Origin of the sequence: Pseudomonas sp. 50_B (assembly GCF_017491625.1) — a bacterium.
Taxonomy (GTDB): Bacteria; Pseudomonadota; Gammaproteobacteria; order Pseudomonadales; family Pseudomonadaceae; genus Aquipseudomonas; species Aquipseudomonas danubii.
Genome location: NZ_JAFGYX010000033.1, coordinates 36,867 through 51,138, shown reverse-complemented (window position 1 = coordinate 51,138; position 14,272 = coordinate 36,867). Strand labels below are relative to the sequence as shown.

General features: G+C 62.7%; 11 protein-coding genes. All 11 read right to left on the bottom strand.

Annotation, left to right across the window (positions count from 1 at the left end; genetic code table 11):
- On the bottom strand, positions 1-535 hold a 535-nt coding region (locus J5M73_RS29080), incomplete at its 3' end, for a contractile injection system protein, VgrG/Pvc8 family (protein WP_279381767.1).
- A 76-nt stretch (positions 536-611) separates the two neighbouring features.
- Positions 612-1,673 carry a serine/threonine-protein kinase gene (locus J5M73_RS29075; RefSeq protein ID WP_207816788.1) on the bottom strand — a complete coding sequence of 354 codons (1,062 nt, stop codon included), beginning with the start codon at positions 1,671-1,673 and terminating at the stop codon, positions 612-614.
- A complete protein-coding gene (locus J5M73_RS29070) occupies positions 1,670-2,398 on the bottom strand; it encodes a PP2C family serine/threonine-protein phosphatase (RefSeq protein ID WP_207816787.1) in 729 nt (242 codons plus the stop codon). The genes J5M73_RS29075 and J5M73_RS29070 overlap by 4 nt, the downstream gene beginning before the upstream one ends.
- Positions 2,398-5,925, bottom strand: coding sequence for a type VI secretion system membrane subunit TssM (gene tssM / locus J5M73_RS29065; RefSeq protein WP_207816786.1), 3,528 nt, complete (start codon positions 5,923-5,925; stop codon positions 2,398-2,400). The genes J5M73_RS29070 and tssM overlap by 1 nt, the downstream gene beginning before the upstream one ends.
- 14 nt (positions 5,926-5,939) lie before the next feature.
- Positions 5,940-6,809 (bottom strand): type IVB secretion system protein IcmH/DotU, encoded by an 870-nt coding sequence (gene icmH / locus J5M73_RS29060; RefSeq protein WP_207816779.1) that lies wholly within the window; start codon positions 6,807-6,809, stop codon positions 5,940-5,942.
- Positions 6,810-6,814: 5 nt separating this feature from the next.
- The gene (gene tssK / locus J5M73_RS29055; RefSeq protein WP_102864956.1) at positions 6,815-8,146 is read right to left on the bottom strand and encodes a type VI secretion system baseplate subunit TssK; all 1,332 of its coding nucleotides are present in this window, start codon (positions 8,144-8,146) and stop codon (positions 6,815-6,817) included.
- Positions 8,146-8,649: a type VI secretion system lipoprotein TssJ gene (tssJ, locus tag J5M73_RS29050; protein ID WP_207816769.1), complete on the bottom strand. Its 504-nt coding sequence runs from the start codon at positions 8,647-8,649 to the stop codon at positions 8,146-8,148. The genes tssK and tssJ overlap by 1 nt, the downstream gene beginning before the upstream one ends.
- 5 nt (positions 8,650-8,654) lie before the next feature.
- On the bottom strand, positions 8,655-9,851 hold the full coding sequence (gene tagH / locus J5M73_RS29045; protein ID WP_207816761.1) for a type VI secretion system-associated FHA domain protein TagH: 1,197 nt from the start codon (positions 9,849-9,851) through the stop codon (positions 8,655-8,657).
- Positions 9,852-9,868: 17 nt separating this feature from the next.
- A complete protein-coding gene (locus J5M73_RS29040) occupies positions 9,869-10,009 on the bottom strand; it encodes a type VI secretion protein (RefSeq protein ID WP_102864953.1) in 141 nt (46 codons plus the stop codon).
- A gap of 92 nt (positions 10,010-10,101) precedes the next feature.
- Entirely contained in the window at positions 10,102-11,619 is a 1,518-nt protein-coding gene (locus tag J5M73_RS29035) for a sigma 54-interacting transcriptional regulator (protein WP_207816758.1), read from the bottom strand.
- A gap of 10 nt (positions 11,620-11,629) precedes the next feature.
- Positions 11,630-14,272 (bottom strand): type VI secretion system ATPase TssH, encoded by a 2,643-nt coding sequence (gene tssH / locus J5M73_RS29030; RefSeq protein ID WP_207816751.1) that lies wholly within the window; start codon positions 14,270-14,272, stop codon positions 11,630-11,632.

Genomic DNA, 14,272 nt, shown 5'->3' with positions numbered 1-14,272 from the left:
CCAGGGTGTGGGCGTTGGCATCGTGCTTGAAGAAATAGAACAGGCCTTCCTCGGTGGACAGGCGGTCGAACAGATAGAGGTCGGTGTCTCCGGCCTGGACGCAGTATTCACGCGGCGCATGCGGGGTATGGATGTAGGGCTGGTAATCAAGAACGCCGTGCTCGTCCAACACCGACTTGAGGATCTCGGGCACCGTCTTCTGCTGAAAAATACGCCAGTCGGAACTCAGGGCCAGGCGGGCCAGTTGCGGCTCCACCAGCAGGCGGTAACGGGTGCGGCGAAAGCCGGTTTTACCCTGGGTGAAGCTGCTGACCAAGCCATGCACATGCCGCACCTGCAGGCCGCCTTGCCAGATCGTCAGCAAGGCCGGCTGGTCGAGGATCTGGCCGAAGTCGATGGCACCGTTGTCGCTGGCCAGTTCGAGCGTCAGGCGAAAAGGCTCGGACAAGGCTTCTTCCAGGGTGAACTCGACGACCTCGAACGCCACCTGTGCGGTCAGCACGGAAAACGTGAACTGCAAATCCCTTTGACGCATGACACACATCTCCACTTAGAGAACCATTGGCCTTCCGAGCCCGACGAAAAAGACCGCAACCCTCCCCGCTCACGGACTATCTTCTGCATCGCGACATCCAGCGCGATATCCAGGACGGTTGCGCGCCCAGCGCCTCACGCAGTGCCTGAAGGCCGTCGCTACGCTCCTCCACATTGAAGGCCAACGCCGCTCGCAGGGCGGGCCAGCAATGCCCTGGAAGATGCTTGGGCGCCTGCAGGGTAAGCTCCAGTCGCTGATCACGCGCCTGGGTCGACGGCAAGCCTCGGAAGGGATGCTTGCCAGAGGCCAGTTCAAAGATCACGCAAGCCACGGCATACAGGTCGGCAGCGGCCGACAAGACACCGCCCTCCAGCAATTCGGGGGCAGCGTAGCCCGGCGTCCAGGCATTGAAGCGACTGCGGCTCAAGTGAGGCAGGCCAGGCAAGACACCCGCCTCGGCCTGACCCAGGCCGAAGTCGAACAGGCGCACGCCCTCTTCACCGAGCATCACGTTGCTCGGTTTCAGATCCCCATGCAGCACGCCGCGTCCGTGGCTGTAAGCCAGGGCGTCAAGCAGCGGCACGGCCACCTCCTGCAAGGCTGTCCACGGCAGGCCCGTCGGGTGCTCGCAGAGCAGCTTGTCCAGCGTCAGCCCGCGCATCAGCTCCATGGTGATGAACGCACAGTGACATTGGGCATCCACTTCAAAGCTGTGCAAACGCACGATGTTCGGATGGCGCAAGCGGCGCGTCAGGGCGAACTCGCTATACAGCACCAGGCTCGCATCCGGCGACTCGGAAAACTCCTCGCCCAACACCTTGAGGGCGTTGTAGGGATCGGGGTCGCCGAACTGTTCATGCAGCAGGTCGCGCGCGCGATAAACCGTGCCCATGCCTCCAGCACCGAGCAGCCGTTCAAGACGATAGCGACCCGCCAGCAATCGCGGCAGCGTGCCTACCGGCGCTGTTTGCGCAGCTTTGGCTTTGCCACGCTTTCGCGCCCGGCTGCGGCCCTTGCCCCTGGGACGCGCCACGGCAGGCGCAGCAGGTGGGGGTTTGACGAAGGCGAAATAGGTCAGGTCGCCGGCCTCAGCCTCACCGGCCAGGATGCGCTGCATATCGGGCTTCATATCCGTCATTGGCGGATCACCACGGCCGTCAGGTTGTCTCTGGCGGCGCCGCGCAATGCCCCTTCAAACAGGCGCTCCAGGGCGATCCGTGGCGACGCAAGGCTCAGCGCCCGGCCTAAGGCATCTCCGCTAAGTCCTTGGTAAAGACCATCGCTGCACAGCAGAAAAACATCGCCCGCATGGACCTCGAACTCCAGCACATCCAGGGCCAACCGCTCGCTGGCGCCCACCGCGCGAGTCAGGGCATTGGCATCGGGATGAGCACTGGCCTGTTCCGGACTCATCCGTTGCTCGTCCACCAATTGCTGCCTCAGCGAGTGATCCTTGGACAGTTGATACAGGCACTGCCCACGCCACAGATAACAGCGGCTGTCGCCCGCCCAGATACAGGCCGCGCGGTTGCCTTGCAGCAACAACGCCACCACGGTGCTGCCAACAATGCTGTCTTGGCGCCCCACACTGACCGTCAACTCCTGGCCAAGGCGCCGGTTGAGCCAGTGCAGGCATTGGCGCAAGTCATTGAGCCGCCCCTCGAAACTGTCACGCAGCGACAACTCCGCCAGGCTGGCGACAATCAGCTGGCTGGCAACATCTCCGCACTGGTGGCCGCCCATGCCATCGGCGACCACCCAGAGCCCCTGCTCCGGGCAATCGAGAAAGGCATCTTCATTGCGCAGCCGCACCTTGCCCGGGTCGGTCCGTGCGGCGCTGCGCCAAGTGCCGGCACCCAACATCAGAGCTGCGCCGGCATACGGAATGAGCGCAGCACGCCCATGTCGAACGGGTTCGGCGTGCGCTGGCTCAGCAGCAGATAGTTGGCACGCAAGCCACCCAGCTCGGCCTTGAGTACCAGCACATCACGACCGGTCAGGTACTCGGTCTGCATCAGGTCGAGCAGACGGAACAACGACCAGGGCCCGGTGTTCTTCTCGATACCGATGGGCCGGCCGACCATCTTGTCCAACACCAGGCTGGCACGCCCTTCTTCAGCATCGGTGGGCCACTTGAAGGACATCGGCACAATAGGGCCGTGCCGGTATTCCAGTTGCCGGTTGCCAAAACGGAACTCGGCCCGACTCACCGCCGGGTCGAGGGTGTAGGGCTCAAGCCTGAACTGCACCTGGGGCTCGGCCGGGTTCTCGGCGAAGAATCCCTGGCGAATCACTTGCGCGGCGACCATCTGCTCAAGGTACGCCTTGTTGATCGGCAGGCTTTGGCCGTCGATGCTGCGCAAGCGGTAGCTACCCGGATCACCACTGACGAAAGGTCGTATGTAGGTGTCGAAGAAGCGCTCGGCGATGCCCTGAGCCTTGAAGAACTCGCGAAAATCGTTGACGGCCACATCGCTGGTGCTATGGGCATTGAACGGATAGCGCTTGCGGATCGCCTTACCGTAGAAACTGTACAGCTCGCTCTGGTATCGCTGGTTGAGGTACTGGTACGAATCATTGAGCACCAGGCGCCAGGCGTCCTCGGCCAGCGAGTTGAACCACAGGCTCACCGGACGCGGCAGGCGCGCCGAGGCATTGCGCAGGCTGCTCAGGGCATCGCGCTGGCCGCTCATGCGCGCCTTGGCCATTTCAAACGCAGCCTGATCAGGCTGGCTGGCCCGCGCCAGGCTGGACAGCTGCAGCTGCAGGTCGTTGATTGCCAGCAACGCCGGGGTCAGGTCCGCCGCCGGGCCGTTGTTGTCGTCCAGCAAGCGGTGCAGCGGGTCGAAGCGACGTTGCAGCGCCTTCTTCGCCGTATCCGGCAGGCTCTTGGCCAGGGCCTGGCGGGCCTTACCTGCGACAGCGGCCAGCCCCTCGCCCTGCGCACCCGGCGCTGCATCCCCGGTCTTGCCAGCCTGCGCCGTCTCGTCGGCAGCCTCGAGCACGCTCTGGAAGCGGGTGTTCTCACGGATCTCCACCAGCAACTGCAAGAGCGGCGAGTTGGCCGCGGTCAGACTGGCCAGTTGTTCGGCCCCATCGCCGGCATCGTTGAACGGCGGCAGGCTGACCCGGCCCAGGGCTTCGCTCCAGTGGTTGGCATAGTCGCGAAAGTACAGTTGCTCCAGCTCGACCATCAGCCGACGCAGATCCATGCCACTGATTCCCGAACCTTCGCCCAGCACCCAGTTGTCACGCAGGATATCGGTGACCAGCGCCGTGCCCTGGATCGAAAAATACTGCTGATAACCCTGCTGGGTATAAAAACCCGGGATCACATAGTCAGTGCCGACAAACAGATTGCCTTGTGGCCCCAGGTGCTGGCTCAGACGGTATTGCGGCAAGCTGCGAGCCTGCTCGCGCAGCACTCGGTAGACCACGTTGGCCAACGATTCGCTGCGCAACACCTGACGGGCCTGGCTCACCAGAGCCTCGTTGAGCGGATAGCTGAATGGCAATTGGAGCAGGCGTTCGAAGTGCCCATTCAGACCGTTCTGCAAGGCGCTGTTGCCGGCGTAGCGGCTCGACCATTCTCGCGCCACCCAGTCCTTGAGCAAGGGCGGATCACGGCGATCCTGCAGGTTCAGCATCAGATACGCGCGCAAGCTGTTGAGCAGGCGTTCGCGATCGCGCATGTTGGCGCGAACCTGCCCTTCGAGCATCTGCGCAACCCTTGGCAACAGTTGCTCCTGCAACTCACGCTCATAGGCACGCAAGAGCACCGGACGGCTGGCATCGCCTTGATACAGCCCAACCCGCTCATGCAGTGGCACCTCGCCCCCGGGCGCAAAGACCTGGGTGGCCGCATAACGAGTGTCGAGGGGTTTGAGCAAGGCCTGCGCGTCATCCCGCGCACTCAAGGCCGCGCGTTGCTCACTCCAGCTCTGCGCCAGTGAACGCAGTTGCTCCAGGCGCCCGTGGTTGGCCGAGAAGCTCCCCGCCCACAGCATGCCAAACACCGCCAGGGCCGCCAGGGCGCCCACGTACAGAGCACGCTGGCCCCAGTGAATGCGTCGGCGCTCGCGTTGGTCCAGGCCGGCCAAGTCGGCCTCGGGAAAAATCACCCGGCTCAACAGGCGATGAATAAAGCGCGAGCGACCGCCGCGCAGGGTCGGCAGGACGGCAGCCGACATGCCCAGGGTCGCGCCGATACTGGCCGTATCTTGATCGAGCTGTTCGATCAGGTGCGGCGCACTGGTCAGGTAGAAGCCCCGCAGCTGGCTGGGGCGCTGATAGCGGTTGCCGGTGAATGCCATGTCGACGAACAGGCACAAGCGCTCTCCGATCTGTCCCAATTGGTGTGGGAAGTCGAGAATGCGCCCACGCCGCTGGGTGTCTCGCTCCTGGTGCATGCGCATGATCACCTGGCTGTTCAAGCGCCGCAGCAACTCCTCGAACTCCTGGCGAAGAACTGCCACATCGGTGCCGCTTTGTTCCTTGCCAAAGCTGGCGCCGAGTACCTGATCGCTTTCCTCACGGCTCATGTGATCAAAGAACTCGTCAAACCCCGCCAGTTGGTCGGCCTTGCTGAGCACCAGGTAGACCGGGACATCGACATGCAATTTCTGATGAACATCCTGCAAGCGCATACGCACCTGCTGCGCCAGGGTCTCCAGTTCCTGCTCGTCGGCGCTCAGCAGTGCCGCTACCGGAACCGTCACCAGCACACCATTGAGCGGGCGGCCACGACGACGCTTGCGCAACAGACCCAGCAAGGTGTTCCAGGCACTGGCGTCGACGTCGGCGGCGCCTTGGCTCAGGTAGCGGCCGGCCGTGTCGATCAGCACGCCATGCTCGGCGAAGTACCAGTCGCAGTGACGGGTGCCGCTGGTGTCGCGGGTCAGCTTGCGGCCCATTTTGTTGAGCGGAAACTCCAGGCCCGAAAAGTCCAGCAGGCTGGTCTTGCCGCTGCCTTGGGGACCGAGCAGCAGGTACCAGGGCAGGTCACTGCGCCAACGCTCGCTGCGACCGCGGTACAGGCTTGAGGTCTTTAGGGTGCGCAGCGCGTCCTTGAAGCGCTCATGGAGCTCTTTGTGCTCCTGGTCGATCAACTCGTCGCGCTGCATGCGCTGCTGCCCGGCCTCGCTGTCCAAGACGGCTTTCTTGCGGACACCGGCGCGCCAGCTGACAAAGACCATCGCCAGCCCCCAGATCAGGAACAACGCGCTGATGGTCAGCAGGCGCGAGGTTGCGCTGGCCCAGAACTTGTTGTCGTTGACGGCCAGTAGTGGCCCGACGAACCACACCAGCGATGCCACACTCAGCACCAACAGCAGCGTCCAGACCCAGGTCTGACGCAGCAAGGCGCCGGCTTTATTGAAGAAGTTTTTCATCACACGTCCCTGTCTTACTGCTGGGGCTGGACCACCACCGGGTCAAGCGGTTGATACGTCTGCAACAGGCTTTCGCGCTGCTGGCCCAGCACCCAGGCAAACCCCGAGTACATCACCAGCAGGCAAACCACGGTGAACAGCGCAACCATCCACCCCGGCACAATGCGCACCAGGCTGCGACGCTGATCGCCGAGCCCTTCCCAATGTGGCGACAGCTCACGAGGCACATCGCCCCGCAGCTGGCGGATCTGCCGGTACAAGGCGTCGCGAATCCCCTCAAGCTCGAGCACGCCGCGGGGAATGACCCGGTACTTGCCCTCGAACCCCAACGACAGGCACAGGTACATCAGCTCCAGCATCGGCAGATGCTTGACCGGGTTCTTCGACAGCCGATCCAGCAGTTGGAAGAACTTTTCGCCGCCGAAGGTTTCGTTGTGAAAGCTGCTGAGCAGACTCATTTGCGACCACTGGCTTTCATTGCCCCAAGAGGTGCTCACCACCGCCTCGTCGACCACGGTGCACAGCACATAGCGGGCGGCCATCACCTGGCTGCTCTGCGCACCGTCCTGCAGGGCTCGCGTGTCGAACTGCCTGAGGCCGGCACTCAGGCGCCTATTGAGTGCACGCAAGTCTTCGGCAGACGTGCTGTGCTTGAGGCGAACCACTTCCGACAGCAGGTCGGACGCCGCCGCCACGAGCGGGTTGAGGCTGACGCTGAAGGATTGCGCAGGGCCCAGGCGTGCGGCATAGATCATCCGTTCCTCTAACTGCTCGAAACGGGGGGGATCGGCGAAGTCGGTCAGCGGGTTGCGCTCCGGGCCATGCCCAAGGCGGTCAAGCAAAACGGTTTTATCGTCCTGAGGGTGTTCCAGATCCTTGATCATGTCGTTCAGTTCCTGATGGCCCAGAATTTCAGCTCAAGCTCGGCGAACTCACCGGAGACGTGGAAGGCGAAACCGCCCGAACGCTCCAGTTGCGCCAAGTCCTCGGGACTGAGGTCGAGGATGAAATAGGTCTTGTTGGAGTGGAATGCGATCTGTCGCGGCGCCACCGGCAAGGGCCGGACCTTGATCCCCGGCAGATGCAGGTTGACCAGTTGCCGAATGCTTTCCACCGGTCCGACCTTGAGGTGCGACGGCAAGCGATGACGCAGTTCTTCAGAGTCACAGTTGGCACTGGCCGCAAGCACGAACGAGGCCGACTCCAGCAGCTTGTGATCATGCAGCGGCGACACCAGCACCCCGTACTGACGGGCCTGCAGCACCAGTTCGATGGCGTGCTGCTCAAGCACCATCGACAGCACCTGGCGAATGGCGTCCATCAGTTTGCGAAAGCTCGCCCCCTGGTCGCTGTGCTGATAGCGGCTGTCCAGCCGTGGACGCTTGCTGTCACTGGCGAAAGTCGCCAGCTCCCCGAGCATGACCAGCAGCGAGCGGTAGAGCTCCTCCGGATGGACATGTTCAAGATCCAGGTAATGGCGCAACAGCAGTTCGGTGCGGTTGATCAGTTGCAGCATCATGAAGTCGCCCACCTCGGCACCACCGACCTTGCCGTTGGAGCGAATCCGCTCGGCGATGGTGTCCCCCCGATGACTGAGCATGCTGATGATCTCTTTCAGGCACGAAAGCAGATAGGTGCTGGCATGGGTGTGCAGGAAGGTCGGCACGAAATCCGGATCGAGGCTGATCACGCCATCGGAGGTGGCATCCAGCACTTCACAGACTTTCAACTTCACATAGGCCTGCCCGCTCTGCTGCTCGCCCAATAGCAGACGGAAGTCCGGACGGGCACAGCTGAGCTGGCTGCTGGAATCATCACCGGCGTTGGAGTCGGCGATTTCCGCCTCGTAGACGATGTAGCGCGCCAGCACATCGGATTGCTCTGCGCGCCGCGCTTCGATGTGGTTGCCCGTGACCAGCGGCAAAGCCAGGTAGACCGGCGTGCTCCCCGTGTTGGGCGGTACATCCAGGGCCAGTGGCTCGGTATCGTCCCCCAGCTCGAACAGGCTGCCGTCCGGCAAGATACCGGAGGCCCGGCTGATCACCAGCTTGCCCATGTTGAGGAACTGCAGATCGATCTCCAGCGCCAGAAATCCCCAACTGTAACTACCCAGCAGCTGGGTACGGGTTTTCATCTGGTAATCGTAGTAACGGTCGTTGTGCTGGAAATGCTGAGGCCGCAGCAACATGCCTTCCTGCCAAATGATTTTATGCACGTTCATCAATTGTCATCCGCTTGGGTGGACACATCGTTGCTGTTGCGGATGCCGGACTGGTCGAGGATCAGGCCGACCTCGGTCACCTCCTGCGGGGTGAGCTGCACCACATAACGCCACTGGCTTTCCGGCAAATCACGATAAGCCGCAAGCACGCCGACGAAACGGCTCCCGTCCTCGACCCGCAACTTGAATTCGAGGCTTTCCCCCGGGCGCAACTCCAGCTCTTCACTGGCCACCAGATCCGGTGCCAGGGACTCCCTGGCGCGCTCGTAGAGACTGAAAAAGTCGGCGTTCTCGAACGCGACGGGATGCTTGAGTTCCATCAACCGCACCACGATCGGCGACGCACGCCCATTGAGGTCGGGGTTGAGCCGGTCGCTGGCACTGAGCTTCAGGTTCAGCTTGGTCAGGGTCGAATACGGCGACATCGATGCGCAGCCGGTCAACAGCCCCAAGGCCATGAGCAGCGTCAGGGCCTTGAGTAATGGGTGGGTACGGCGAGACATGCAGGTCATCCTTGAGCATCGAGGTGGAGGGTGGAGATCAGGCGGATCTGCTCTTCATAGGCCTGAGCAAAATCCCGCGCCAGCAGGCGCTCGTTCCAATCGTCGTCCTGACACAGCGCCTGGTGATAGCGGCGGTACGCTCGCCAGCGGCTACCGGAAGTCGCCAGCAACGGTTGCTGGCCATCGCGCTCGAAACGTAGCGTCAGCTGTTGCGGCGAAAAGTGTTCGAGGGTGCTACGCACTGCTGCGCGGCTGGCGCTGAGCAGCGCCACCTGGTGCGCCTGCAGGTCGCGAAAAGCGCGGGAAATCGCCTGCTCGGCAGACAGTTGCCCAGGCTTGTGGTCCAGCAGCAGGATGCCCAGTAGCGCTTCGCAATCCACGGCGAACTTGAACGGGTTCTGACTGTTGCCCTGGGCCGTGGTGAGGGCCAGGCGCAGCTCGTTTTTCAGCTCGCTGCGGGTTCGCAAGCTCTGCTGCAAGCCCCCCATGCTCTGCTTGAACAGCCCCGCGACATTGATTGCCAGGGCCTCGCGCTGATCGAGATCGAGCGTCTGCAGATCCACCCCCAGGACCGCGCCAAAACGCGCCCAGAAAGCCTCGCTTTGGCAAGCCGGCGCCTTGGGCTCGGGTAGCGCCTGCGGCTCGGGGGGGGCCACCAGTTCCGGGACCAACAGGCATTCCCTATCGATGCGGGCATAGTCAGCTCGCTGTCCAGGCTCCTGGTGTGGCACATCAAGCGCGCTCAGCTCGTCTAGCTCTGCCCCACTGTGTTCCTGCTGGTCCAATGCGTTGAGCGGGTCGAGGTCAATGAATGCGTTATCCGGAATGATGCTGCCGGCCGCTTGTGGACGACCGGCTTCAACGGCGAAGGCTTCCGGGGCTTGCACCAGGCGTGCACGGATCTCGAAATCCCCCAGCAAGTAGACACTGCCCTGCTCGATACGCTGGGCTTGGCCCTTGCGCAGGCGCGCGCCACTGCCACGGTCCTGAATACCGTTGCTGCTGGTATCGGTGAGGAAAAACTGGCCATCGCGGTAGCTGACCAGCGCATGATGGTTGGACAGATGACGGTTGCTATCCGGAATCTGCCACTCGCAATCCTCTCCCCGGCCGATGGTGCCACCCGCCCGCCTGAAAGTTTTGCTGCTCAAGTCCGCCGGCACGAATTGCTTGGCATTGAGCACTTCAAAAACCAGTTCCATGATGCTGCTCCTTGCGCTCACTTGCCGCGATTGACCGCCTGCGGATCACCCAGCGGGCGATAGGTGTCATCGTTGAATTTGTAGTTGCCGCTGCAGGCGCCGAGGCCGACCACAACAACCAGGGTCAAGAGGACGGCTTGCCAGTGACGAACAGACATCAGAAGGTCTCCATAGGTAGACAGTGCACAAGACGCCCTCCCTTGCAGGCGCGCCCAGAAGTACGAAAAACCAGCCAAGGCTGCATGCCTCGCTAGACCACAAAGTCATCAAGATTGATGTTCAGGCGCCCCAGGCGGTACAGCAGCGTGCGACGGGGCAATCCCAGCTCCCGGGCCGCCAGGGTCTGATTGCCGTCGTTCTTGCGCAGGCAATCGAGCAACAGGTGGCGTTCGACTTTTTCCAACTGCTCGCGCAGGTTCAGACCCGACTCTTCGGGCATGACTTCAACGTTCAGGGAGAAATGCTCAGCCATCAGTTCACCGTCTTCACAGAGCAGCACTGCACGCTCCACCAGCCCCTTGAGCTCGCGCACGTTGCCTGGAAAGGCGTAACCGGACAGATGATTGAGGGCCGTCGGCGACCAGCTCACCGGGTCCTTTTGCAGGAAGGCACAGGCCTTGTCGGCGAAATGCCGGGCCAGGTCGAGAATGTCGCCTTCACGCTGTCGCAACGCCGGCAACTCGATCGGGAACTGAGCCAGACGGTAATACAGGTCCTCACGGAACTTGCCCTCGCCCACCAGCGCCGTCAGATCGCGGTGGGTGGCGGCGATGATCCGCACGTCGATGGTGTGCGTGTCGTTGGAGCCCAACGGGCGGATCTCGCCGTCCTGCAGTACCCGAAGCAATTTGGCTTGCAGGGACAGCGGCATGTCGCCGATTTCGTCCAGCAACAAAGTGCCGCCATTGGCCGCATCAAACAGTCCGGGGCGATCGCGGTCAGCGCCCGTGAACGCCCCCTTGCGATAACCGAACAACTCGCTTTCCAGCAGGTTTTCCGGAAACGCCGCGCAGTTCTGCACCACAAATGCCTGGGAACGACGCGGGCCGTAATCATGAATGGCACGCGCCACCACTTCCTTGCCGGTACCGGTTTCGCCACGCAGCAACACGGTGTAAGGGCTGTGCAGGACCTTGCTGATCAACTGATAGGCCTGGCGCATCGCCGGACTGGTGCCGATCAGGCCATAACCACTGGTGATGACCTCGGGGGGCAGAAGCGGCGCAGGCTCGCCCGCGGGCAGGCGCAAACGCTGGAGCAACGCCCATTGTCCAAGGACAAACGCCCCCAGTTGGCCCAACGACTGGGCAAAGGCTTGCAGGTCTTGCTGTTGCGGGCTGGCACACAACAGCAAGCCTTCGACAGCCTTGCGCGCGTTGACCAGCGGTACGCATAACAGTGACTGCCACGCAGCGCTGTGCACGGGCAGGAAGCTGGTGTCGTGGAGGCTGTGGTTCAGGCCCACCAGGCTCACCACCCGGTTCTGGCACAGGGCAAACTGCAGCAGTTGCTCACCGCTGTAATCGCTCGGCAGGTTGATCACTTCCCGCGGTTGCAAAAGGCCACCGAGGCATTCGGCGCGCAGTTGCAGGCAGCTATGGGTGGCATCGAGCAGATACAGCTGACTCAGTTCACAGCCACTGAGCTGTGCTGCGCCTCGCACAAAGTCTTCAAGCAGCACAGCGCCTTCCGTCGCCCGGGACAAAGCGGAGAATTGCGCCAGCAGTGCCTCTGCATAGGCCAGCGGCTGCGGCACCCGAGTGAACATGATGCCCACCTCAGGCGAACTCGCAGGCCACGCCACCGCTGCTATCGAGCGTTGCGTACACACGTTTGAGGTTCTCGCCGGTGGCCATGGCCGCCAGCAGACGGTCGGCCACCAACGGCAGGACGTGCAGGTCGAGCAAGTAGTCGATCAGGCGTGCACCGCTTTCGCTCTGAGTACAGCGTTCGGCCAAGTGATCGACCAACGCCTGGCAGTGGCTGAACTCCAGCTGCCGAGCGTTCAGCCGCTCACCCAGTCGCGCCAACTTGATTTCGATCAGTTCACGCAGCACCGGGCCACTCACCGGGTAGTAAGGCACCACGCGCATACGTGCCAGCAGCGCCGGTTTGAAATGCTTGCTCAATACCGGACGGATCGTCTGCTCCAGGGTGTCGACACTCGGGCGCTCGCCGTTCTCGCACAGCGCGCTTATCCGCTCGCTGCCCAGGTTCGAGGTCATCAGTATCAGCGTGTTGCGAAAATCGATCTCGCGCCCTTCGCCATCGTTGGCCACGCCCTTGTCAAAGATCTGATAGAACAGGTTGAGCACATCCGGATCGGCTTTCTCGACTTCATCGAGCAGCACCACGGAGTAGGGTTTTTGCCGCACCGCTTCGGTGAGCATGCCGCCTTCGCCATAGCCGACATAACCCGGCGGAGCGCCAATCAAGCGTGAAACGGTGTGTTTCTCCTGGAACTCGGACATGTTGATGGTGGTGATGAAACGCTCACCGCCATACAGCAGGTCTGCCAGGGCCAGGGCGGTTTCGGTCTTGCCCACACCGCTGGGGCCCACCAGGAGAAATACGCCGACTGGTGCGTCTGGTTTATTCAGGCCTGCGGCCACGGCACGCATCGAACGATCCAGAACCTGTACCGCCTGGTCCTGACCGCGAATACGGGCACTCAGGTCAGTGGCGAAACTCGCCACCTTGGCGTTGTGCTCACGGGCCAGCTGCGCCAGCGGTACGCCGGTCCAGGCGCTGATGACTTCAGCCACCAGGCGTGGACACACCTCGAAGCTCACCAGCCGATCCCGGGTTTGCGCATCGCTCAGGGCGCGATGGGTGTAGTTGAGTGCCGACTCCAGCTCCACCACGCCAGGCCCGGCTTGCCCATCAGTCTCCCGGCCGGCATCCGGCGAGCCTTCGCTGTCCTGTGTCGAGCGCAGAGGGCTGGCGTCGCGGGCCCTGGCCAATTGCACACGTAACTGCAGCAGGCGCTCGGCCAATGTGCGTTGCTCATGCCAGAGTGTTTCCAGGGCCTGCTGTTGCTCCGCGGCATCGGCCAGCCGCGCTTCCAGGCTGTCCAGGACCTCCTGGTCGATCTTCAGTCCGGCTTCGGCGTCGCGCCGCAGAGCCTGGCACTGACGCCGTCCCTCAGCACACTCGCCACGCAGACGCTCCAGACGCTCAGGCGCCGCTGCAAGGCTGATGCGAACCCGGGCACAGGCGGTGTCGAGGACATCGACAGCCTTGTCCGGCAATTGGCGCCCGGCGAGGTAGCGGGCCGAGAGCTCGGCGGCGGCCACCACGGCGTCATCACGCAGGTAGATACCGTGGCTCTTCTCATAGACCTGGGCCAGGCCTCGCAGAATGCTCACCGCCTCGGCAACGGTGGGTTCGTGCAATTGCACGGGTTGGAAACGCCGAGCCAGGGCCGGATCTTTCTCGAAGTATTTTTTGTATTCGCTCCAGGTGGTGGCCGCAATGGTACGCAGCTCACCGCGGGCCAGGGCCGGCTTGAGCAGGTTGGCCGCATCGGAGCCTCCGGCATTGCCGCCCGCACCGATCAGGGTATGAGCCTCATCGATGAACAGGATGATCGGTTTGGGCGAGGCTTTGACCTCATCAATCACCCCTTTGAGGCGTCGTTCGAATTCACCTTTGACGCTGGCGCCCGCTTGCAGCAGCCCCATGTCCAGCGAGAGCAGCTCAATGTCCTTGAGCACGGGCGGTACTTCTCCGGCGGCGATGCGCGAGGCCAGACCTTCAACGACCGCGGTTTTACCGACACCGGCCTCACCGACCACAATCGGGTTGTTCTTGCGGCGACGGGCGAGGATGTCGACCATCTGCCGGATCGCATCGTCGCGGCACAGCACCGGGTCGAGTTGGCCGTCTCGCGCCTGTTGGGTGAGGTTATGAGTGAAACGCTGCAACAGCGACTCCCCCGCTGCCGCCGGCCCGCCGCCGGAGATTCGTTGCTGTTGTGACAGAGCAAAATCCTTCAGGCGTTCGATGTCCAGCTTCGCCAGCAACGGCTGGTAGCGACTGCCGGCATAACGCATCGGGTTGCGCAGCAAGGCCAGAATCAAGGCCGCCTGCTCGACCTGGCTTTGACCCAGTTCAAGATTGGCCACCAGTAATGCGTCCTGCAGCCACTGCACCAGTTCCGGAGCGAACACCGGGCTGCGCGAGCCGCTATCGCCGACTTGCGATTGCAGTGCCTCAATCAACTCGCCGGCCTCGACTTGCGCGTCCTGCAACGCCCGGGCAAGCAGACCCTGGGGACGCTCCAGCAAACCCAGCAGCAGGTCTTCGACCAGCACCTTGTTGCCGCCACGGGCGACGCAGCGCTCAGCGGAACGCTCCAGGTCGCGGCGGGTTTCAGCGTCCAGTGCCTGGATAAGTTGTTGCAGGTCTAGGTTGATCAT